General features: G+C 71.1%; 19 protein-coding genes. 14 read left to right on the top strand and 5 right to left on the bottom strand.

Annotated features, from left to right (window positions below):
• Positions 1–53: 53 nt before the first annotated feature.
• A complete protein-coding gene (prcA, locus tag OOK38_RS25475) occupies positions 54–800 on the top strand; it encodes a proteasome subunit alpha (protein WP_266756827.1) in 747 nt (248 codons plus the stop codon).
• A gap of 129 nt (positions 801–929) precedes the next feature.
• On the opposite strand, the gene OOK38_RS25480 is transcribed toward prcA, so the two are convergent.
• Positions 930–1,943, bottom strand: coding sequence for a LacI family DNA-binding transcriptional regulator (locus OOK38_RS25480; RefSeq protein ID WP_266756825.1), 1,014 nt, complete (start codon positions 1,941–1,943; stop codon positions 930–932).
• A gap of 107 nt (positions 1,944–2,050) precedes the next feature.
• On the opposite strand from OOK38_RS25480, the gene OOK38_RS25485 reads away from it, so the two are divergent.
• The 12 genes from OOK38_RS25485 to OOK38_RS25540 all read left to right on the top strand — a co-directional run bounded on the left by OOK38_RS25485 (position 2,051) and on the right by OOK38_RS25540 (position 14,287).
• Complete coding sequence (locus tag OOK38_RS25485; RefSeq protein ID WP_266756823.1) at positions 2,051–3,310, top strand: MFS transporter; 1,260 nt, start codon at positions 2,051–2,053, stop codon at positions 3,308–3,310.
• Between the two features lie 9 nt (positions 3,311–3,319).
• Positions 3,320–4,681 (top strand): Pup--protein ligase, encoded by a 1,362-nt coding sequence (gene pafA, locus OOK38_RS25490; protein WP_171143128.1) that lies wholly within the window; start codon positions 3,320–3,322, stop codon positions 4,679–4,681.
• A 128-nt stretch (positions 4,682–4,809) separates the two neighbouring features.
• Positions 4,810–5,817 carry an FKBP-type peptidyl-prolyl cis-trans isomerase gene (locus OOK38_RS25495; RefSeq protein WP_266756820.1) on the top strand — a complete coding sequence of 336 codons (1,008 nt, stop codon included), beginning with the start codon at positions 4,810–4,812 and terminating at the stop codon, positions 5,815–5,817.
• A gap of 59 nt (positions 5,818–5,876) precedes the next feature.
• Positions 5,877–6,248 carry an FKBP-type peptidyl-prolyl cis-trans isomerase gene (locus OOK38_RS25500; protein WP_266756818.1) on the top strand — a complete coding sequence of 124 codons (372 nt, stop codon included), beginning with the start codon at positions 5,877–5,879 and terminating at the stop codon, positions 6,246–6,248.
• 122 nt (positions 6,249–6,370) lie between these two features.
• On the top strand, positions 6,371–7,324 hold the full coding sequence (locus OOK38_RS25505; RefSeq protein ID WP_266756816.1) for a YafY family protein: 954 nt from the start codon (positions 6,371–6,373) through the stop codon (positions 7,322–7,324).
• 16 nt (positions 7,325–7,340) lie between these two features.
• Complete coding sequence (locus tag OOK38_RS25510; protein WP_266756814.1) at positions 7,341–8,366, top strand: YafY family protein; 1,026 nt, start codon at positions 7,341–7,343, stop codon at positions 8,364–8,366.
• A 110-nt stretch (positions 8,367–8,476) separates the two neighbouring features.
• Positions 8,477–8,737 (top strand): hypothetical protein, encoded by a 261-nt coding sequence (locus tag OOK38_RS25515; protein WP_266756812.1) that lies wholly within the window; start codon positions 8,477–8,479, stop codon positions 8,735–8,737.
• A gap of 10 nt (positions 8,738–8,747) precedes the next feature.
• On the top strand, positions 8,748–8,942 hold the full coding sequence (locus tag OOK38_RS25520) for a hypothetical protein (RefSeq protein ID WP_266756810.1): 195 nt from the start codon (positions 8,748–8,750) through the stop codon (positions 8,940–8,942).
• 237 nt (positions 8,943–9,179) lie between these two features.
• Complete coding sequence (gene tatA, locus OOK38_RS25525) at positions 9,180–9,467, top strand: Sec-independent protein translocase subunit TatA (protein ID WP_266756808.1); 288 nt, start codon at positions 9,180–9,182, stop codon at positions 9,465–9,467.
• A 47-nt stretch (positions 9,468–9,514) separates the two neighbouring features.
• Complete coding sequence (gene tatC / locus OOK38_RS25530) at positions 9,515–10,465, top strand: twin-arginine translocase subunit TatC (protein ID WP_266756806.1); 951 nt, start codon at positions 9,515–9,517, stop codon at positions 10,463–10,465.
• A gap of 29 nt (positions 10,466–10,494) precedes the next feature.
• Entirely contained in the window at positions 10,495–11,385 is an 891-nt protein-coding gene (locus OOK38_RS25535) for a diacylglycerol kinase (RefSeq protein WP_266756805.1), read from the top strand.
• Between the two features lie 40 nt (positions 11,386–11,425).
• Positions 11,426–14,287, top strand: coding sequence for an RNA helicase (locus OOK38_RS25540; protein WP_266756803.1), 2,862 nt, complete (start codon positions 11,426–11,428; stop codon positions 14,285–14,287).
• 311 nt (positions 14,288–14,598) lie between these two features.
• Here OOK38_RS25540 and atzF read toward each other — a convergent pair whose 3' ends face one another.
• The 4 genes from atzF to OOK38_RS25560 all read right to left on the bottom strand — a co-directional run bounded on the left by atzF (position 14,599) and on the right by OOK38_RS25560 (position 21,400).
• Positions 14,599–16,263 (bottom strand): allophanate hydrolase, encoded by a 1,665-nt coding sequence (gene atzF, locus OOK38_RS25545; RefSeq protein ID WP_266756801.1) that lies wholly within the window; start codon positions 16,261–16,263, stop codon positions 14,599–14,601.
• Positions 16,264–16,464: 201 nt separating this feature from the next.
• Entirely contained in the window at positions 16,465–19,983 is a 3,519-nt protein-coding gene (locus OOK38_RS25550; protein ID WP_266756799.1) for a 5-oxoprolinase/urea amidolyase family protein, read from the bottom strand.
• A complete protein-coding gene (locus OOK38_RS25555; RefSeq protein ID WP_266756797.1) occupies positions 19,980–20,579 on the bottom strand; it encodes an urea amidolyase associated protein UAAP2 in 600 nt (199 codons plus the stop codon). Before OOK38_RS25555 ends, OOK38_RS25550 begins: the two co-directional genes overlap by 4 nt.
• The gene (locus OOK38_RS25560) at positions 20,576–21,400 is read right to left on the bottom strand and encodes an urea amidolyase associated protein UAAP1 (RefSeq protein ID WP_266756795.1); all 825 of its coding nucleotides are present in this window, start codon (positions 21,398–21,400) and stop codon (positions 20,576–20,578) included. The genes OOK38_RS25555 and OOK38_RS25560 overlap by 4 nt, the downstream gene beginning before the upstream one ends.
• 221 nt (positions 21,401–21,621) lie before the next feature.
• On the opposite strand from OOK38_RS25560, the gene OOK38_RS25565 reads away from it, so the two are divergent.
• On the top strand, positions 21,622–22,248 hold the full coding sequence (locus OOK38_RS25565) for a TetR/AcrR family transcriptional regulator (protein WP_266756793.1): 627 nt from the start codon (positions 21,622–21,624) through the stop codon (positions 22,246–22,248).
• Positions 22,249–22,558 lie beyond the last annotated feature (310 nt).

The raw sequence follows: 22,558 nt of genomic DNA on the forward strand, positions 1-22,558 counted from the left end.
GGTCTCATTTTCCAGGTGATCCAGTGACTTCGACAGAAAGGGACGGATAACCGGTGTCGACGCCGTTCTATGTCTCACCCCAGCAGGCCATGGCCGACCGGGCGGAGTACGCCCGCAAGGGCATCGCCCGTGGCCGCAGCCTGGTCGTGCTGCAGTATGCCGACGGCATCGTGTTCGTCGGCGAGAACCCGTCCCGCGCGCTGCACAAGTTCAGCGAGATCTACGACCGGATCGGCTTCGCGGCCGCCGGCAAGTACAACGAGTACGAGAATCTGCGGATCGGCGGCGTGCGTTACGCCGACCTGCGGGGATACACGTACGACCGTGACGACGTGACCGCCCGTGGTCTCGCGAACGTGTACGCCCAGACGCTGGGCACGATCTTCTCGTCGGCGGCGGAGAAGCCGTACGAGGTGGAGCTGGTGGTCGCCGAGGTCGGCGACACGCCCGAGGGCGACCAGATCTACCGGCTGCCGCACGACGGTTCGATCGTGGACGAGCACGGTTCGGTCGCGGTCGGCGGCAATGCCGAGCAGATCAGTACCTATCTGGACACCCAGCACCGGGACGGGATGTCGTTGGCGGAGGCGCTGAAGCTGGCGGTTCAGTCGCTGTCCCGGGAGCCCAACGGCGGCGAGCGGGAGATTCCGGCGGAGCGGCTGGAGGTCGCGGTGCTGGACCGGACGCGCCCGCAGCAGCGGAAGTTCAAGCGGATCGTCGGCCGTCAGCTGGGCCGGCTGCTGGAGGCCGGAGGAGCGGAGACCGCGACGGAGGCCGAGGACGCCGACGACGACGAGTGAGGTCGTGGTTCGACCTCGCGCCCGTCCGTCGGGTGCTCACACGGAAGGGGCCGCCCCGGTGCACACCGGCGCGGCCCCTTCCGTGTGCCGGTCCGGGTCCGGTGGGCCCGGTGGTGAAGGTGGTGGCGTCTACGGGCCTGGCGGGGCCGTGGAGCCCCTCACCACCAGTTCGACCGGGATGTCCCCCTGCGGGGGTGTGCGGCCGTCCAGGACGGCCAGGAGGGCCTTCATGCCCTGTTCCCCGAATCGTTCCGCGTCCAGGCGGACGGTGGTGAGTTCCGGGTCGAGGGCCCGGGCCAGGGCGAGGTCGTCCAGGCCGGTGATGGAGATGTCGTCGGGGATGCGCAGTCCGAGGCGGCGGGCGGCCTTGTAGGCGCCCGCGGCCAGTTTGTCGTCGTCACAGATCACGGCGGTGGGGCGCGGGCCGGGGGCGGAGAGGGCGGTCTGGGCCGCCGCGAGGGCGTCCTCGAAGGAGATGGGTGCCCTGGCGGTCCGGAGGTCGGTTCCGGGGACGTCGGAGAGGCGGGCGGCGATCTCCTGGGCGCGGACCTCGAAGGTCCAGGACGGGATGTCGGCCGCGAGGTGCAGGAAGCGGCGGTGACCCAGTTCCAGGAGGTGGCCGGTGACCTGGCGTACGCCGTCCTTGATGTCGAGGTTGACGGTCGCCGCGCCCTGGCTGCCGGCGGGGTCGCTGTCGAGCATGACCAGGGGGAGCTGGTCGCCGCGGATCGCCGTGAGGGCGTCGGCCGCCATGGAGGAGGCGATCACGCCGTCGAGGGCGGCCTGGGCGGAGCCGAAGGGGTCGCGGGCGGGGCCGATGCCTTCGGGGGAGGGGTACAGGACGACGCCGAAGCCGTGTTCGGCGGCCACGCGGGCCGCGCCGGTGTAGACGCCGGCGAAGAACTCCGTGGTGAGTGCGGGGACCACCAGGAGGACGGTGCGGGTGCGGCCGAGGCGGAGGTTGCGGGCGGCCAGGTTCGGGCGGTAGCCGAGCTCCTGGGCCGCGTCCCGGACGCGTTCCGCCGTGGCCTCGGAGACCCGGCCGCGCCATTTGTCTCCCAGTACCAGGGAGACCGCGGCCTGGGAGACCCCGGCGGCCTGGGCGACGTCCCGGCTCGTGGGGCGCGCACTACCTCTTGCCACCGTCGGCCTGCTCCTTCGTCTGGACTCCCGGACTGCGCACATGGTACGTATGGGTGGAGACGTTATACGTAACACTTCGGCGTCGCGCACTACCGGAAGGGCTCGACATGGCCGCGGGATACCTGGAGATCCTCAGGGCGAGGCACGCAGCCCGGCTGCTCGTCGGCACGCTCGTGGGGCGGCTGCCGAACGCCACCGCGGCCATCGCCGTCGTGCTGTTCGTCCGGGCCGAGGGCGGCACCTACAGCCTGGCGGGCGCGCTCGCCGCCGTCTACGGGGTGGCCAACGCGGTGGGGCAGCCCCTGCTCGGACGGCTCGTGGACCTCTACGGGCAACCCCGGGTGCAGCTGCCCGCGGCGCTCGTCTCGGCCTTCGGGATGGGTGTCTTCGCCTTCGTCGGGACGGACCGGCCGGCGCTCGCCTGTGCCGCGATGGCCGTGGCGGGGCTGTTCACGCCTCCCCTGGAGGGAGGCCTGCGGGCGCTGTGGCCCTCCGTCCTGCGCAAGGAGGAGCAGGTGCACACCGCGTACGCGATGGACGCCGTGGCGCAGGAAGTGATGTTCACCGTCGGGCCGTTGCTGGTGACGCTGTGCGTCTCGCTCTGGTCCGCCCAGGCCGCGCTGCTGATCCTGAGCGTCATCGGTGTCCTGGGGGCCCTCTCCGTGGTCGTCTCGCCGCCCTCGCGCGCGTGGCGGTCGGCCCCGCGGGAGGCGCACTGGCTCGGCGCCCTGCGCTCACCGGGGCTGGTGGCCCTGCTCGGCGCGTTCCTGTTCATCGGGATGGCGCTCGGCTCGATCACGGTCGCCGCGGTGTCGTACGCCGACGGGCACGGCGGGGACGCCGTGTACGGCTGGCTGATGGCGGGCATCGGCCTGGGCGCGCTGCTCGGCGGCGTGGTCTACGGCGCGCGCCGGTGGGGCGGGGCCCCGGAGCGGCGACTGCGGGTGCTCGTCGCCCTTCTGGCGGTGTGTTACGTCCCGCTGATGCTGGTGCCGGGACCGGTCGCCATGACCGCTCTGACGACGCTGGCCGGAGTGTTCCTCGCGCCCTGCATCGCCTGCGCGTTCGTGCTGGTCGACCGGCACGCGCCGACGGGCACCGTCACGGAGGCCTTCTCCTGGCTCGTGACGACGTTCACCGTGGGCGCGTCGGTCGGAACGGGCATCGCGGGGCCCGTCGTGGAGTGGGGCGGGGCGGCCCGGGGCTTCGCCGTTCCGGGGGTCGCCGGAGTCGCCGCGCTGGTGGTTCTGCTGGCCACGGGGCGGGTCCTCGCAGCTACCGGCCGGGGTGCGGTCGTTGCGGTCTCATCGGAAAATGATCCAAACCGTGCCGTCGAACCCCGTTTCAGCTCAGGGGATCGGGCGTAATGTTCAGTCATGGACCGCCGCATTTTCGGGCTGGAGAACGAGTACGGCGTCACGTGTACGTTCAGGGGACAGCGCCGCCTGTCTCCCGACGAGGTGGCGCGGTACCTCTTCCGCCGTGTCGTGTCATGGGGCCGCAGCAGCAATGTCTTTCTGCGGAACGGTGCCCGCCTTTATCTCGACGTGGGATCACATCCGGAATACGCGACACCCGAATGTGACAACGTGACGGAGCTCGTCACCCACGACAAGGCCGGCGAGCGCATTCTCGAAGGACTCCTGGTGGACGCCGAACGACGCCTGCACGAGGAAGGAATCGCGGGCGACGTCTACCTGTTCAAGAACAACACCGACTCGGCGGGCAACTCCTACGGGTGCCACGAGAACTATCTGGTGGCCCGGCACGGGGAGTTCTCCCGGCTCGCGGACATCCTCATTCCGTTCCTCGTCACGCGGCAGCTGCTGTGCGGCGCCGGCAAGGTGCTGCAGACTCCGCGCGGTGCCGTGTACTGCGTCAGCCAGCGAGCCGAGCACATCTGGGAGGGTGTCAGCTCCGCGACGACCCGCTCCCGGCCCATCATCAACACGCGTGACGAGCCGCACGCGGACGCCGAGCGCTACCGCCGGCTGCACGTCATCGTCGGCGACTCGAACATGTCCGAGACGACCATGCTCCTCAAGGTCGGCGCCACCGATCTGGTGCTGCGCATGATCGAGGCGGGCACCGTCATGCGCGACCTCACCCTGGAGAACCCCATTCGGGCGATCCGTGAGGTCAGCCACGACATCACGGGCCGCCGCAAGGTGCGCCTCGCCAGTGGCCGTGAGGCCTCCGCGCTGGAAGTGCAGCGCGAGTACTACGAGAAGGCCGTGGACTTCGTCGAGCGCCGCGGCATCCGAACCGGAACCGTCGAACAGGTCCTCGAACTGTGGGGCCGTGTGCTCGACTCGATCGAGGCCGAGGACCTCGACCGGATCGGCACCGAGATCGACTGGGTCATGAAGTACCAGCTCATCGAGCGGTACCGGGCCAAGCACAACATGACCATGTCGCACCCGCGGGTCGCGCAGATAGACCTCGCCTACCACGACATCCACCGCCGTCGTGGCCTCTACTACCTGCTGGAGAGGAAGGGGCAAGCCGCTCGGATCTGCAACGACTTGAAGATCTTCGAGGGCAAGTCGGTGCCGCCGCAGACCACTCGGGCGCGGCTCCGGGGCGACTTCATCCGGCGTGCTCAGGAACAGCGCCGAGACTTCACCGTCGACTGGGTCCACCTGAAGCTCAACGACCAGGCACAGCGCACGGTGTTGTGCAAGGACCCGTTCCGTTCGGTGGACGACCGGGTGGAGAAGCTCATCGCCGGAATGTGAGCCGGGTGTTCCGCGTGTGAAGCGGAACGCAACGCGGGGCGCCGTACGTTTTCCGTACGGCGCCCTTCTCACGTCGTAGAGTTGCGCGCACGCCATCAACCAAGATCGACCGATACGAGGCCCCCACCGTGCGCCGACGCTCACTCCTTCTCGCCGTACCCGCTGGACTGGTCACACTTGCCGGATGCGGTGACGACGGCAAGTCAGACACGGCCAAGTCCAGCAAGAGTCCGTCGCCTTCGGCCTCCGCCGCGGCCTCCGCGCCGCCCCCGCCGAAGATCGTCGACGGCCCGCTGCCGGCGATCACCGCCGGTACGAAGTTCGGGGAGAAGCCGACCGTAGCCAAGGGCACCGGTGAGCCGTCGAAGGACCTCGCGGTCAGGACGGTCATCGCGGGCAATGGCCAGACGGTCGCGGAGAACGACTACATCCAGGCCAACTACCTGGGCCAGATCTGGGCCACGGCGAAGGTCTTCGACAACTCCTACGACCGTAAGACGCCGCTGGTCATCCAGCTCGCGCAGGGCGGCATCATCGACGGCTGGCGCTATGGCCTGATCGGCAAGAAGGCCGGCAGCCGCGTCGAGATGTCCGTCCCCCCGACCTGGGGCTACGGCACGCAGGGCAACGCGCAGGCGGGCATCAAGGGCACCGACACGCTCGTGTTCGTCGTCGACATCGAGAACACGTTCAATTCCAAGAGCTCCGCCAAGGGCAAGAACGTCGCGCAGAGCGATGCCGCGCTGCCGAAGGTCGGGACCAACACGGACGGCGCCGCCCCCAAGATCACGGTGCCGAAGACGGACGCCCCCACGAAGCTCGTGGCGAACTATGTGATCGAGGGCGATGGCGAGGAGGTCAAGGCCGACAGCAGCGTCCTGGTGCAGTACGAGGGCGTGCTCTGGGACAGCGGCAAGGAGTTCGACTCCACGTACAAGCGGGGTCAGCTGACGTCGTTCTCGCTCCAGCAGGTCGTCAAGGGCTGGGCGCAGGGTCTGACGGGCAAGAAGGTGGGCAGCCGCGTCCTCATCGTGATCCCGCCGAAGCTGGGCTACGGCGACAACCCGCCGAGCGACAGCGGCATCAAGAAGGACTCCACCCTCGTCTTCTCGGTCGACATCCTGGCGATGATGTAACCCTTCGGGGATGTAAGACTGTCAGTGTTGCCTTTACGTACACAAGCAGGAGCAAAGACGTGAGCATCGAGAAGCCCGAGATCGACTTCCCGGGCGGCGAGCCCCCGGCGGACCTCGAGATCAAGGACATCTGGGAGGGCGAAGGCCCTGTGGCCGAGGCGGGACAGACCGTCACGGTGCACTACGTGGGTGTCGCGTTCAGCACCGGCGAGGAGTTCGACGCCAGCTGGAACCGGAACTCGCCGTTCCGATTCCCGCTCGGTGGCGGCCGCGTCATCAAGGGCTGGGACCAGGGCGTGCAGGGCATGAGGGTCGGCGGCCGTCGCCAGCTGACCATCCCCGCCCACCTCGCCTACGGCAACCAGAGCCCGACCCCGGCGATCCAGCCCGGTGAGACGCTGATCTTCGTGGTCGACCTGCTCGGAGTCTGATCCCAACAGACCGGATCCGATCGGCTGGGGCCCATGCCTGTTCGGGCATGGGCCCTCGGCTTTTGCCGCGACACTCCGGAGCGGTACGGTCATCGGTCGGAAGCACCATAGGAAGGGCGTCGATGGCCATTGCCAAGGCCGAGCGGCTGATGAACCTCGCACTGTGTCTGCTCGGGACGCGGCGGCCGCTCAGCAAGCGCGAACTCCGCGAGTCCATCGAGGCCTATCTCGAAGCCGGGTCGGACGACTCGTTCAACCGGATGTTCGAGCGCGACAAGGACGATCTGCGCGAACTCGGCCTGGTCATCGAGACGGTGGAGAACCTCGACGGCGAGGTCGGCTATCTCGCCCGCCGCGACAGCAACCGCCTGCCGCCCATCACCCTCGATGCCGAGGAGGCGGCCGCCCTCGGTCTGGCCGCCAAGGTCTGGCAGCAGGCCCGGCTGGCCGGTGCCGCGAGCGGCGCGCTCCAGAAGCTGCGCGCCGCGGGTCTGCCCGAGGACGTGGACCCGTACGGGTCCCACGGAGCTCTGGAGCCGCACATCCCCGTCCACGAGGCCGCCTTCGAACCCCTGATGCTGGCCTGCCGCGACCGCCGCCCGGTCGTCTTCGACTACCGCAAGGCCACCGCCGCGCGCCCCGAGACCCGGCATGTCGAGCCGTGGGCCCTGGAGTGCTGGCGCGGTCACTGGTACCTCGCGGGCTGGGACCGCGACCGGGGCGCCGAGCGGGTCTTCCGGCTCTCCCGGATCACCGGCAAGGTCCGCGCGCGTGCGGGGCGGTACACGGCCGAAGTGCCGGACGTCGTCACCGTGCGTGAGACGGTCGCCGGCTGGGCGGGGGAGATCGCCGACCGCTCCGCGCTGATCCGACTGCGCTCCGGCGCGGGCTACCCGCTGCGGGCCAAGGCCGTCTCCGTACGGGAACTGGGAGACGGCTGGGACGAGTTGGAGATTCCGTACGGGCACGGACTGGACGCCTGGCTCGTCGAGTTCGGGCCGGACGTCGTGGTCGTGGAGCCCGCCGAACTGCGGGCCGATGTGGTGGACCGGCTGCGCGCCGTGGCCAAGGGCTGAGGGGAAACGTAAGAAAGTGGCAGGAAAACCGGCCAGGCCCACGAACGCGATCGACCAGACCCGGCGGATGCTCTCCCTGGTGACGTATCTGCGCGAGCGCCCCGGCGCGCGCGTCGGCGATGTCGCCCGGGCCTTCGGGATCACCGAGGACGAGCTGATCTCCGACCTCGACGTGCTGCCGCTGTGCGGGACCAGCTTCCGCGGCGGGGATCTGCTCGACATCGACACCGACGGCGACCGGATCTGGTGGCACAACCCCGACGACGTCGCTGCGCCGCTGCGGATCGCCGCCGACGAGGCGACCGCGCTGCTGGTGGCCGCCCGCGCGGTGTCCACCCTGCCCGGGCTGCGTGAGGGCGACCGGCAGGCGCTGCTGCGGGCCACCGCCAAGGTGGAGGCCGCTTCCGGTGAGGCGGCGGGTGCCAGCTCGCGGCTGTCGGTGACCTTCGAGTCCGAGGGTGGTGTCTTCGCCGATGTGGACCGGGCGATCTCCGAGCGCCGCAGGCTGTGGATCCGCTACTACTCGCCCTCGCGGGACGAGCTGAGCGAGCGCGAGATCGACCCGATCCGCCTGGTCAGCGTCGGACACACCTATGTCGAGGCGTGGTGCCGCCGTTCCGAGGCGCGCCGCACCTTCCGGCTCGACCGGGTCGCCGAGATCCGCATCCTGGACGAGCCGTCCGCGCCGCCCGAGGTCGAATTGCGGGACCTCTCCGAAGGGCTGGTCCAGCCGGCTGCCGAGGATCCCGAGGTGGTCGTGGAGGTCGGTCCGGGCGGTCGCTGGGTCGCCGAGTACTACCCGCACGACAGCGCGGATGAGCTGCCGGACGGCGGGCTGCGTATCACTCTGCGGACCCCCGATCCCACGTCGCTGCGGCGGCTGGCCCTGCGCCTCGGCGGTGACGGCCGGATCGTCTCGCCGCAGGACCTCGCGGACAGCGCCCGGGGCGCGGCCCGCGAGGCGCTCGCCGCCTACGACGCGCCGGCGGGGCTCGAAGGGGCCGAGGGCGGGCCGTACGAGAGGCGGGAGCAAGGACTTTGAGCACGTCGTCGATGCCCGGTGCGCCGGGGAGGCCGGGCACCCCGGAGAAGTCGGGTGCCCCGCGGGCGGGGACGCCGGGACGGACCGGGGTGTCCTCGGGTGCGCCGGAGATGTCGGTCGTGACGGCCTTCGCCGGGATGCGAAGGGCGGTCGAGGTCATGTTCAAGGCCGCCTGTCCCGACTGCCGGGCCGGCTTCGAGCTCACGCCGGGCGCTCTGCGCCTGGCCATCGGCGCCAGCAGACGCACCACGTTCTACTCGTTCACCTGCCCCGAGTGCGGTTCCGCCGTCCGCAAGCCCGCGGGGGAGCGCATCGTCGAGCTGCTCACCGGGGGCGGGGTCCGCACGCTGCGCCTGCACTCCACCCTCTAGGGTCGTCGTCATGTTCTGGCCGATGTTTGCGATCGCTGTGGGGTTCCTGGGAATCGCGGTTCTCGGAGTGCTCGCCGTCCGTGTCTTCCTGGAAGCGGAGCGTCTGGGCAGACAGGTGGCGGACTCCGCGCGCCGTATCAACAAAGCCGCCGATGACCTGGAACGAGCCGCCGTCGGGGCCGCTCGCTCTATGGATGCGGTATGAGTCGTTCCATGGATGAGCAATGCATCACGACAGCCTGTCAACTTCGTGCCGGGGCCAGGTACGCTCAAGGTCGCGGTCCGGATAACGAGGCGCGGACCGCGAACTGGGAGTACGCACAGGGATTGCCCCGCGTTTACCCCTGAGCGTTACGATCGCTGTCACCACGACGATCGGACACATGTCCGACCGATCGGACAGCACCCCGACCATGCAGCCTCGGTGAGAAGGTAAAGACTTATGTTCGGAAGGCTCGGAGCTCCCGAGATCATTCTCATCCTCGTCGTCATCATCCTGCTGTTCGGCGCGAAGAAGCTTCCGGACATGGCGCGCTCCCTCGGCAAGTCCGCCCGGATCCTCAAGAGCGAGGCGAAGGCGATGAAGGACGAAGGCAGCAACCCCGCCCCGGCCGGCCCGCCCAGCACCGACGAGCAGCCCCCGGCTCAGCGCACCATCCAGGCCGCCCCCGGCGACGTGACCAGCTCGCGCCCGGTCGCGGAGCCGACGGACTCGACCAACCAGCGCTGACGCAGGGCCGGTGACCTCCGGCCCGCCGCACGAGATGGGAACGTGGGTTGCTCAAGTCTGCCCGCAAGAAGGACGAGAAGGATCCGGAGGGGCGCATGCCCCTCGCGGAGCACCTTCGCGAGCTCCGCAACCGGCTCGTGAAGAGTGTGCTGGCGATCATCATCGGGATGATCATCTCGGCCTTCTTCTACAAGAACATCATGGAGTTCTTCACGAACCCCATTCTCGACGCAGTCGGGTGCAAGTACAGGTTTGCGGAGCTGGCGCAGAATCCTGACAACAAGCAGTGCGCGCGCATCGTGCAGAACGGACTGCTCAGCCCGTTCACGCTGGCACTGACGGTGTCGATGTCGACCGGCGTCGTGCTGGCGGCTCCTGTGTGGCTCTATCAGCTCTGGGCTTTCGTGGCGCCGGGTCTGCACGGCAACGAGAAGAAGTACGCGCTCGGCTTCGTCGCCGCGGGCTTCCCTCTCTTCGTCACCGGCGCCTACTTCGCTTACTGGACGCTGCCCAAGATGGCGTCGGTCATGCTGGAGTTCTCGATCATCGGCAGCGACAACCAGCTGCCACTCGATGACCTGTTGCAGCTCATCATGCGGATGATCCTCGTCTTCGGGCTCTCCTTCGAGCTTCCCTTGCTGCTGGTCATGCTGAACTTCGGCGGCGTCCTCTCGGGACGCCGGATGGCAGGCTGGTGGCGGGCGATGGTGATGGGGATCACGCTCTTCGCGGCGATCGCCACGCCCAGCACCGACCCCATCTCCATGCTGGCGCTGGCAGGGCCGATCTGGTTCCTGTACTTCGTCGGCACGGGTGTGGCCCTGCTCAACGACCGGCGTCGTGCCCGCCGCGCGGCCGCCGGACCGGCCGACGACGAGGCCTCCGAACTCGACCTCACCCCCGAGGACATCGGCGAGACCGAGTCCGTGTCGGCCCGTGGGGCCCTCCCGGAGCAGGCGAGCTCGGACCGGGTCAACGGTTATGACGACGTGACCTGACGCAGCCCGGGACCTCGTAGGGTCAGCCTGTGACCAGCGAGATCACCCTCTTCGTCAACCCCACCGCGGGCCGCGGCCGGGGCGCCCACGCGGCGCAGCCGGCCGCTTCCGCGTTGCGTGCCGCGGGATTCTCCGTCCGGACGGTCCTCGGCGAGAACGCGGCGGACGCCCTCACCCTGGCGCGGGAAGCCGTCGCGGACGGCACCGGCGCCCTGGTCGCGGTCGGCGGTGACGGCATGGCGAACCTCGCCCTGCAGGCAGTCGCGGGGACCCGTACCCCGCTCGGCCTGGTCGCGGTGGGCACCGGGAACGACTTCGCGCGTGCCCTCGGCCTGCCGGTGCGCGACCCGGCGGCATCGGGGCGCCTGATCGCCGAGGCGCTCAAGGACGACCGGTTGGGCGATGTCGACCTGGGCCGGGTGAACGGCACATGGTTCGGCACCGTCCTCGCCTCCGGGTTCGACTCCCGGGTCAACGACCGCGGCAACCGGATGCGGTGGCCCGTCGGCCGCTTCAAGTACGACATCGCCATGCTCGCCGAGCTGGCCGCCTTCCGGCCCTTTTCGTACCGCGTCACGCTCGACGACGGGGAGACCCGGGAGATCGAGGCGACGCTCGTCGCCGTCGGCAACGGATCGTCGTACGGCGGCGGCATGAGGATCTGCCCCGGCGCGGTCCTCGGCGACGGGCTCTTCGACATCACGGTGGTCGGCGACTGCAGCCGTATGACACTGCTCAAGGTGTTCCCGAAGGTCTACCGGGGCACCCACGTCGATCATCCCGTGGTGACCGTGCACCGGGCGGCCCGTGTCGAGCTCGTCGCCGAGGGCATCACGGGCTACGCGGACGGGGAACCGCTCGGGCCGCTGCCGCTCACCGCGGAGTGCATACCGGCCGCCGTACGCGTCGCACTTCCCTGAGCTGCGGGGATCCGATGTTTCACAGCATCTGATACGGATAATGATCGTCCTCATGTCAGTGGCTCCCGGTAGTCTCGAAAGCACGATGACAGAGGACCTCTCACCGGCCGAGCGGTATGCGGCAGCACGCAGGCGCGCTGTCGAGCAGGCCACCGCGCTCGCCTCCTTCCGCGAGATGTACGACTTCGGCCTCGACCCCTTCCAGATCGAGGCCTGCCAGGCGCTCGAGACGGGCAAGGGTGTGCTGGTGGCCGCGCCCACCGGCTCGGGCAAGACGATCGTCGGCGAGTTCGCCGTCCACCTCGCCCTCCAGCAGGGCAAGAAGTGCTTCTACACGACACCGATCAAGGCGCTCTCCAACCAGAAGTACTCCGACCTGTGCCGCCGTTACGGCGCGGACAAGGTCGGCCTGCTCACCGGCGACAACAGCGTCAACTCCGAAGCCCCGGTGGTCGTCATGACCACCGAGGTCCTGCGGAACATGCTGTACGCGGGCTCGCAGACCCTCCTCGGACTCGGCTACGTGGTGATGGACGAGGTGCACTACCTCTCCGACCGCTTCCGCGGCGCCGTCTGGGAGGAAGTGATCATCCATCTCCCCGAGTCGGTGACTCTGGTGTCGCTGTCGGCGACCGTGTCGAACGCGGAGGAGTTCGGTGACTGGCTGGACACCGTGCGCGGCGACACCCAGGTGATCGTCTCCGAACACCGTCCCGTCCCGCTCTTCCAGCACGTGCTGGCCGGACGCCGGATGTACGACCTCTTCGAGGAGGGCGAGGGGCAGAGGAAGGCCGTCAACCCCGACCTCACGCGCATGGCGCGCATGGAGGCGAGCCGTCCGTCGTACCAGGACCGCAGACGGGGCCGCGCGATGCGCGAGGCCGACCGGGAGCGTGAGCGCAGACAGCGCTCCCGGATCTGGACGCCCGGCCGCCCGGAGGTCATCGAGCGGCTCGACGCCGAAGGGCTGCTGCCCGCCATCACGTTCATCTTCAGCCGGGCGGCCTGCGAGGCCGCCGTGCAGCAGTGTCTGTACGCCGGCCTGCGGCTGAACGACGACGCGGCGCGCGCCAGAGTCCGCGAACTCGTCGAGGAGCGCACCGCCTCCATCCCGGACGAGGACCTGCACGTCCTCGGCTACTTCGAATGGCTGGAGGGTCTGGAGCGCGGCATCGCGGCCCACCACGCGGGCATGCTGCCGACGTTCAAGGAGGTCGTCGAGGAGCTCTTCGTCCGCGGTCTCGTCAAGGCCGTCTTCGCCACGGAGACCCTCGCGCTGGGCATCAACATGCCTGCCCGCTCGGTCGTGTTGGAGAAGCTGGTCAAGTGGAACGGCGAGCAGCACGCCGACATCACCCCCGGCGAGTACACCCAGCTCACCGGCCGCGCGGGCCGTCGCGGCATCGACGTCGAGGGCCACGCGGTCGTGCTGTGGCAGCGCGGCTTCAGCCCCGAACACCTGGCGGGACTGGCGGGCACGCGCACCTATCCGCTGCGCTCCAGCTTCAAGCCGTCGTACAACATGGCCGTGAACCTGGTCGAGCAGTTCGGGCGGCACCGCTCGCGCGAGCTTCTGGAGACGTCCTTCGCGCAGTTCCAGGCCGACAAGTCGGTCGTCGGGATCTCCCGGCAGGTGCAGCGCAACGAGGAAGGCCTCGAGGGCTACAAGGAGTCCATGACCTGCCACCTCGGGGACTTCGACGAGTACATGGCGCTGCGCCGCGAACTCAAGGACCGCGAGACCGAGCTGGCCCGGCAGGGCATGTCGCAGCGCCGGGCCGAAGCGGCCGTCGCCCTGGAGAAGCTGAAGCCGGGCGACGTGATCCATGTGCCGACCGGCAAGTACGCGGGGCTGGCGCTCGTGCTGGACCCCGGGCTGCCCGCGGGCAGGTCGAACGGCCACCGGGGCTTCGAGCAGCACGACGGCCCGCGTCCGCTGGTGCTCACCGCCGAGCGCCAGGTGAAGCGGCTGGCCTCGATGGACTTCCCGGTGCCGGTCGAGGCGCTCGACCGGATGCGGATCCCCAAGTCCTTCAACCCGCGCTCGCCGCAGTCCCGGCGCGACCTGGCGTCCGCCCTGCGGACCAAGGCTGGGCACATCGTCCCGGACCGGCACCGCAAGAAGCGCGCCGAGGCCGCCGACGACCGTGAGATCGCCCGGCTGCGCACGGCGATCCGCGCGCACCCCTGCCATGGGTGCAACGACCGCGAGGACCACGCCCGTTGGGCCGAGCGCTACCACCGGCTGCAGCGTGACACCTCGCAGCTGGAGCGCCGTATAGAAGGCCGGACGAACACCATCGCCCGCACCTTCGACCGGATCGTCGCCCTTCTCACCGAGCTGGACTATCTGCGCGGCGACGAGGTCACCGAGCACGGCAAGCGCCTCGCCCGGCTGTACGGCGAACTCGACCTGCTGGCCAGCGAATGCCTGCGCGCCGGCGTCTGGGACGGGCTGGCTCCCGCGGAACTGGCCGCCTGTGTCTCGGCGTTGGTGTACGAGTCCCGGGCCGCCGACGACGCCATGGCGCCGAAGGTGCCGTCCGGCAAGGCCAAGGCGGCGCTCGGCGAGATGGTGCGCATCTGGGGCCGTCTCGACGCGCTGGAGGAGGACTTCGGGATCAGCCAGACCGAGGGGGTCGGCCAGCGCGAGCCGGACCTCGGCTTCGCCTGGGCGGCCCACGAGTGGGCGTCCGGCAAGGGTCTCGACGAGGTGCTGCGCGAGGCCGAGATGCCCGCCGGTGACTTCGTGCGCTGGTGCAAGCAGGTCATCGACGTCCTCGGCCAGATCGCGGCCGCCGCGCCCGTCTCGGGCGGCGAGAAGTCGACGGTCGCGAAGAACGCGCGCAAGGCGGTCGAAGCCCTGCTCCGCGGCGTGGTGGCGTACTCGTCGGTGGGCTGACGGCTGACGGCTGACGGCTCACCGGCGGCCCGGTCGCCGGTGAGCCGAATCGATGCGGCCGGTGGTGTGCCGTCCTCCCGGACGGGAGGACGGCACACCACCGGCCGCGCGTGTTCGGGCGGGGCGCGACCGCCGGCTCGGCGTTCGTTCTGCCGGGATGCGGTCGATGGCTCCGCGGCGGTGTCCGGCGGGCGCGTCGAGTGGCCCGCGCCCGCTTCCGCGGGGGTGTGGTCGGTGCCTCCGCGCCCGACTTGGGCGGTGCGGACAGCGGTCTGCGGCCGTTCCGGGGGTGCCGTCGCGGTCCGGGTGGGTCAGTGGTCCGGGTGGCGGCTCACGTACGCGCGCCAGCCGCCGTACTCCGTGATGTCGGGCGCGCCGTCCAGCGCGCCGGGTTCGCAGAGGAATCCGGGGACGCGGCTGCCGTCGGCCAGTTCGACGCTGCCCAGCGTCATCGGACGGGGGAGCGCCGCCAGCAGACGCCCGAGGCCGTCCGCCGGGAGGCTCCACACCTCGGCCTCGACGGCGCCGCCGCCCGCTCCGACATGGACGAGGCCCGGCTTCGGCGGGCTGGTGTCCAGGGCGTGCAGACGGTACACGGCGGCGGTGGTGGTCGTACGGTCGAGGCGCGCGCCCAGGGACAGCAACTGCGTGTTGAGCGGCTGGCCGGACAGATGCGCTCCGACCACGGCGAGGCTCGTCCCCGGCTCCAGCGAGCGGGCGATCCGGGCGAGCCGCTCGTCGGTGAACGCCGGGCCGATCAGCATCACGCCGAAGGGGAGTCCCGCGGGGGTCCGTCCGGCCGGGACGGCGACGGCCGCCTGGTCGAAGAGGTTCGTGGAGTTGGTGAAGCGGCCCAGGCGGGCGTTGGCGCCCAGCGGGTCGGCGGCGACCTCGGCGAGCGTGGGATGGCCGGGCGCGGTGGGCAGCAGCAGCGCGTCCGCGTCGGCCAGTTCGGCGAGCGCCCGGGTGCGCAGCGAAGCCAGCCGCTCCTGGTCGGCGTAGAGCTGGTGGGCCGGGATGTCCCGGGCCCGGGTGATGATCCCCGCGACGGTCGGGTCGAGACCGGCACCCCCCTCGGAGATCAGCTTGTCGACAAAGCTCCCCACCGCCGTGTAGCGCTCGGCGACGAAGGCACCCTCGTAGAGCATCGCGGCGGCCTCGGTGAACGGGGCGAGGTCGAGGGTGCGCACCTCGGCCCCGGCCGCCACGAGTCGGTGCACGGCAGCCTCGTAGGCCTCGGCCCAGCCTTCGTCCAGTTCGCCGAGCTGTGCCGTCGGCGGGACGGCGACGCGCCAGGGGCCCGGCGTGCGCTGCGCGAGGGGCGGCAGCTCGCGTCCGGAGGGGGAGGCCAGGTGGGCGAGGGCCTGCTCGGCCTCCGGGAGTGTGCGGGCGAACACGGTGACGCAGTCGAGGGAGGCGCAGGCCGGGACGACACCGGTCGTGGGCACCAGACCGCGGGTCGGCTTGAGGCCGACGATGCCGTTGAACGCGGCGGGGACGCGGCCGGAGCCGGCGGTGTCCGTGCCGAGGGCGAGGTCGACGATGCCGAGGGCCACCGCCACGGCCGATCCCGAGCTGGAGCCGCCGCTGATCCTTTCCGGGTCCAGGGCGCCCCGGACGGCGCCGTGGGGGGAGCGGGTGCCGACCAGGCCGGTGGCGAACTGGTCGAGGTTCGTGGTGCCGAGGACGATGGATCCGGCCGCGCGGAGGCGGGCGACCGCGGGGGCGTCGGCCTCCGGGGTGTACGCGTAGGCCGGGCAGCCGGCGGTGGTGGGCAGGCCCGCCACATCGATGTTGCCCTTCGCGGCGAAGAGCGTGCCGGCGAGCGGGAGGCGCTCGCCGGCGGCGACACGGGCGTCCACGGCCCGGGCCTCCCGCTCGACCTCCGCCCGGGGGCGCAGGTCGATCCAGATCTCGGGGCGGTCCGCGGCCTCGATGCGGGCGTACGCCATGCGGACTCGAGTGAGGGCGGACATCGGAGCTCCTTGCGCTGGGGTGGTTCCCTCGGGTGCGGGCGGTGCGGGCGGTGCGGGCGGTGCGGGCGGTGCGGGCGGTGCGGGCGGTGCGGGCGGTGCGGGCGGTGCGAGCGCGTGCGGGCGGTGCGAGCGCGTGCGGACTAGGGCGGGTGCGGGGGCCGACGGTTCCGGGGACGGTGCCCACGGTTCTGGGGGCGGTGCCTACGGTTCCAGGGGCGCCAGGACCACCAGCGCCGTGCCCGCCTCCACCTGGTCGCCCGGTTTGGCGAGGATCTGCCGGACCACGCCGTCGATCGGGGCGGGGACGCGCGACTCCATCTTCATCGCCTCCAGGGCGAGCAGCGGTTGCCCCGCCGTCACCGTCTCCCCCTGCTCCACGTTCAGCTGCCACACCGACGCGGCGAACTCGGCCTCGATCAGCCGGCCGCCCTCCGGGACGCTCACCTCGGTGGCCGGAGCCGGTGGGGCCGCGGCCGCCTCCGCGCGGGTGAACTCGCCCGCCGCCTCCCAGGCATCCCGTTCCGCGGAGAACGCGCCGCCCTGCCGGGTCCGGAACTCCGCGATCGACTCGGCGTTCTCGGCGAGGAAGGTCTCGTACGCGGCGAGCGAGAAGGTGCCCTCCTCGACGCGCGGCACGAAGCGGCCGGAGACGATGTCGGCCCGCAGCTCCAGGAGTTCGTCCGCCTCCACCGGGTACCACTTGATCCGGTCGAAGAAGCGCAGCAGCCAGGGCGAGCCCGGCTCGAACGCGCCGCGCTGCTGCCAGCCCGACCACACCTGGGTCGTCCGGCCGACGAACTGGTAGCCGCCGGGGCCCTCCATGCCGTAGACGCAGAGGTAGGCGCCTCCGATGCCGACCGAGTTCTCGGCGGTCCAGGTGCGGGCCGGGTTGTACTTCGTGGTGACCAGACGGTGGCGGGGGTCGAGCGGGGTGGCGACCGGGGCGCCCAGGTACACGTCGCCGAGGCCGAGGACGAGGTACTCGGCGTCGAAGACCGTGCGGTACACGTCGTCCACCGAGTCCAGGCCGTTCACGCGGCGGATGAACTCGATGTTCCACGGGCACCAGGGCGCGTCGTCGCGGACACCGGCCATGTAGCGGGCGATCGCCTCGCGGGTGGCGGGGTCGTCCCAGGACAGCGGGAGATGGACGGTGCGGGAGGGGACGACGAGCTGGTCGCTCGGGGGCAGGGCGCGGACCGTCCGCCTTACGGCGTCCAGGAGTTCGCGTTGGGGCAGGCGGCTCGGGTCCGCCTGGATCTGCAGCGAGCGGATGCCCGGCGTCAGATCCGTGACGCCGTCGAGGGCGGCCTCCGTCACCGCCTCCATCAGGGCGTGGACCCGCATGCGCAGCGCCAGGTCCAGCTGCATGGGCCCGAACTCGACCAGCAGGTTGTCGTCCCCGCTGCGGCGGTACGTCACATCGCCGTCCCGGGCGAGCACGCCGCCGTCGACGATCGCGGGCCGCGCCGATCCGTCCTCGGCGAGCGGCGCGAAACGCACCGTGTCGCCGGGGCGGAACTGGCCGAGCTTCCAGCGCTCCGTGCTGACGACGGTCGCCGGACAGACGAAGCCGCCGAGCGAGGGGCCGTCCGGGCCGAGCAGCACCGGCATGTCGCCGGTGTAGTCGACGGCCCCGACCGAGTAGGGCGTGTCGTGGATGTTGGACGGGTGCAGGCCGGCCTCGCCACCGTCCGTGCGGGCCCAGCGCGGCTTCGGGCCGATGAGCCGGACGCCGGTGCGGGCCGAGTTGAAGTGGACCTTCCAGTCGGCCGCGTAGAAGTCGTGGATGTCGTCCTCGGTGAAGAACTCCGGTGCGGCGTGCGGCCCTTCGAGCGCGCCGACCCGCCACTCGGCCGTGAAGCCGGGTCGGTCGCCGGGCGGCACGGGTGCTCCGAGCGCCGTGACCGCGCCGCCGTGCAGCACGTCTCCGGTCCGCAGGGTCCGGCCCCCGTGGCCGCCGAACCGGCCGAGCGTGAAGGTGGAGGCGCTGCCGAGGAACGCGGGCACGTCCAGGCCGCCCCCCGCGAACAGGACATAGGTGCGCAGGCCGTGCGCGGTGGGCGCGCCGACCTCCAGCACCGCCCCGGCCGGCACGGTCACCGGCTCCCACTGGGCGACCGCGGCGCCGTCCACCGTGACCGGTGCGGGAGCCCCCGTGACACAGACCGTCGTGGCGTGCGTGAACCTCAACGTCGGGCCCTGCAACGTGCATTCGAGCCCGGGCGCGCCCTCGCTGTTGCCGAGCGACCGGTTGCCGAGCCGGAAGGAGAGGTCGTCCATCGGGCCGCACGGCGGGACCCCGACCTGCCAGTAGCCGGTGCGGCCGGGCCAGTCCTGCACGGTGGTGAGCGTGCCGCCGGACACGACCTCGACGCGTGGGGTGGGATCGGTGACGCCCGCCAGGGTGGCCGTCGAGTGCTCCGCCCGCCGGAAGGACGGTTCGGCGAGCGCGGCGCGCACCAGCCCGAGGTTGGTCTCGATACCGTCCACCCGGGTCCTGGCCAGCGCCTCGTCGAGCCGCTCCAGGGCGTGCGCCCGGTCCGGGCCGTACGCGATGATCTTCGCGAGCATCGGGTCGTACGACGTGGTCACCTCGGTGCCCGTCTCGACCCAGCCGTCCACGCGGACGCCGCCGGGGAACTCGACCCGGGTCAACAGCCCGGCGCTCGGCCGGTGTTCGCGCGAGGGGTCCTCGGCGTACACCCGGGCCTCGACGGCGTGACCGCGGGGCGCCCCGGGGTCCCGTACGACCTCGGACTCGCCCCTGGCCAGTCGGAGCATCCAGGCGACCAGGTCGACGCCGTAGATCTCCTCGGTGACCGGATGTTCCACCTGGAGGCGGGTGTTGACCTCCAGGAAGTACGCCTCCTCGCGGGCGGCGTCGTAGACGAACTCGACGGTCCCGGCCGAGCGGTAGCCGACCGAAGCGCACAACTCGCGGGCGGCGGAGGCGAGTCGGTCGCGCACGGGGGAGGGCAGGCCCGGAGCGGGGGCCTCCTCCAGGACCTTCTGGTTGCGGCGCTGGAGCGAGCAGTCGCGGTCGCCGAAGGTGACGACGCGGCCCCGGCCGTCGCCGAAGACCTGCACCTCGACATGGCGGGCGTGCTCGACCAGGCGTTCCAGGAAGACCCCGGCGGAGGAGAAGGAGGCCTCCGCGACGCGCTGCACCCGGTCCCAGGCCTCGGTCAGTTCATCGGCGGATCGACATGCCGACATGCCGATGCCGCCGCCACCGCCGGTGGCCTTGAGCATGACGGGATAGCCGATGCGGCCGGCCGCCTCCAGGGCCTCGGGAAGGCCGGAGAGCAGCCCCGTCCCCGGTGCCAGCGCCACCCCGGCGGCCTCGGCCGCCGCTCGCGCGGTGTGCTTGGCGCCGAACAGCTCCAGCTGCTCCGGTGTGGGTCCGACGAACACGATCCCGGCGTCCTCGCAGCGCCGCGCGAACGCCGCGTCCTCGGACAGGAAGCCGTAGCCGGGGTGGATCGCCCCGGCCCCGGTGTCCTTGGCCGCCTTCAGGACCAGGTCGCCGTCGAGGTAGGACTCCTTCGCGGGGGCCGGGCCGAGGCGTACGGCCTCGTCGGCGAGCCGGACGTGGGGTGCCGAGCGGTCGGCGTCGGAGTACACGGCGACCGTGCGCAGGCCGAGTTCGCGGGCGCTGCGGATGATCCGGACGGCGATCTCGCCGCGGTTGGCGATCAGCAGGGTGTCGAAGGTCATGCGGACGCCCCGATCGTGATCGCGACCGCCGTCGGTTCGAAGCCGTTGCACGGGTTGTTGATCTGGGGGCAGTTGGAGACCAGCACGATCACGTCGCGCTCGGCGCGCAGGGTCAGCCTGAGCCCCGGCGCGGAGATCCCGTCGACGATGCCGAGGGTGCCGTCCTTCTCGACCGGCACGTTCATGTACCAGTTGATGTTCGAGACGAGGTCGCGCTTGCCGAGGCCGTGACGGGCGCCCTCCGCGAGGAAGTTGTCCACGCAGGCGTGCTGGGACCAGGTGTGGTGCCCGTAGCGCAGAGTGTTCGACTCCTTGGAGCAGGCGCCGCCGACCGTGTCGTGCCGGCCGACCTCGTCCTCGACGACGGTCATCAGCGGGGTGTGCTCGTTCGACATCAGCACACTGCCCGTCGTCAGGAAGATGTTCCCCTGCGCCTGGATCGTGTCGGGCGCGCTGTAGCGGACGGCGGTGTCCCCGGCGGCGTACACCAGGAAGTCGACGGCCTGGTTGCCGTGCAGATCGGTGACGGTGAGCGTCTGGCCGGCGCGGACGACAGCGGACCAGGCGGCCCGGGCCGGGACGGTGACGTGGGTCATGCGAGCCCCCTCGTGGCAAGGAATTCGGCGGTGTTGAGGAAGGCGCGGCGGCCCTCGGGGGTGGCCTCCCACAGCGGGTCGCCCGCCGCGGTGGCCCGCGCGCGCCAGGCCAGCACCTCCAGGGGGGTGCTCGTGTAGTCCGGGCGCGGATCGGCCGGGTGCGGCACGTTCGCGATCAGCACGGTGACGTCCTGCTCGGCGCGGAGGGTGACGCTGCCGCCGGGACCGGACGAGCCGGTGAAGTCCAGTGAGCCGTCGTCGCGTACCTCCACGCCCTGGAAGAAGGAGAGCGAGGGCGGCAGATCGCGGGGCGCGAGCCCGTTCTTGGCGGCGGCCAGCTTGAACAGCTCGCGTCCGGCCGGGGACGCGGACTGCGGAGTTCCGTCCCCGTACCGCTCGGTGTTGCGTACGAGCGTGGAGGTGCCGCACAGGGCGTCGTGCCGTCCGGAGGAGTCGGCGACCACCGAGGCGAGCACCCGTCCCTGGTCGGAGAGGAGCAACTGCCCCTGGCCCAGGTAGGCGTTCCACTGGACCTTGACGGTGTCGGCGACGTTCAGGCGCTCCCACGGGCGGTCCGCGACGTACAGCAGGAGGTGCGCGCAGGCGTCGCCCGTGACGTCGGTCAGGCGCAGTTCGGTGCCCCGGGTCAGCACCTTGTGCGTGTAGTTGCCGCCCGCCACGGTCTCCGCCCACACCAGATGGCCCGCCTCGCAGGGCGGCGCCGGCCAGTCGCCCGCGGGGACCACGGGCATGGCCTCGGCGCGGGTTCCCTCCTGGGCGCGGGCGTGGTCGCGTGCTCCGTGTGTGGTCGCTGTCGCCATCGCGGGTCCTCCGGCTCCTGGGTCATTTCTGTCGCCCGACAGAAATTAGGGGCGGGGTGGGTCACGGCCGTGTCCCGCGTGTTGCCGCCCGGTTACCTGTCCCTCACGGAAGGCGCGCCGCGAGGGCGGCCGGGGTCCGTGTCCGCGCACCGCCGACCGGGGTCGGCCGCGCGGGCCGTGGCGCCCCGGCGGCGCGCCGTGCGTGTGCGAGGATCGAACACATGGGAACAGGTGGCGGGCGACGGGTCGGCAGGCCGCGGGCCGCGCAGCGGCCGGACAGCGGGCTGACGCCGCGGGCCGAACTGCTCGACGCCGCCGCCGAGTTGTTCACGACGCGGGGATACGCGGCCACCACCACCCGTGCGGTCGCCGAGCGGGCGGGTATGCGCCAGGCGTCCATGTACCACTACGTGTCCGGCAAGGAGGAGCTGCTCGCCGAGCTCCTGGAGTCCACGGTCACCCCCTCGCTCGCGTTCGCCCGCGAGCTCCTCGCGGATGACGCGGCGCCGGCGGAGGGCCGGCTGTGGGAGCTGTGCCGCGCCGACGTGGAAGTGCTCTGCGGGGGCCCGCACAACCTCGGTGGCCTCTATCTGCTGCCCGAGGTGCGCGCCGAGCGCTTCGCCGGCTTCCATGCCGTACGGTCCGAACTCAAGGACACCTACCGCCAGTTGCTCGCCGCCACGGCGGCCGGCGGCGCGCTCGCCAAGAGTGAGCTGGATCTGCGGACGGATCTGCTGTTCGGGCTGATCGAGGGAGTCATCCTCGTGCACCGCTCCGATCCGCAGCGCCCGGTGTCGGCCTTCGCCGAGGCCACGGCGGACGCGGCGCTGCGCATCGCCGGAATCTGAGCTCTTCACCGCCGCTTCACCCCGGGGTGGCGTGGATTTCGCATGCCCGGACGTCATCACACACCGTGTGCGAATGGAGGCTCAGCGTGCAAATGGGGCCGAGGGTACTCCAGTCGCCTGGGCGATTTCAGGTGCTTGCTGAATATGACACAGCGATGATCCGGTCGGACTAAGCTCGCCCGCAGCGCACCGAGTTGGGATGTATTCGTGCGCTTGTTCCCAAAAGTTCCGAAGATCTTGTTTGATCCGTGCCGATCCATGCCGTTTCCCCCACAAACCTCCCCCACCCCAGCCGACTTGTCTCAGAGGG

The organism is Streptomyces sp. NBC_00568, assembly GCF_026341855.1.
In the GTDB taxonomy this organism is placed as follows: domain Bacteria; phylum Actinomycetota; class Actinomycetes; order Streptomycetales; family Streptomycetaceae; genus Streptomyces.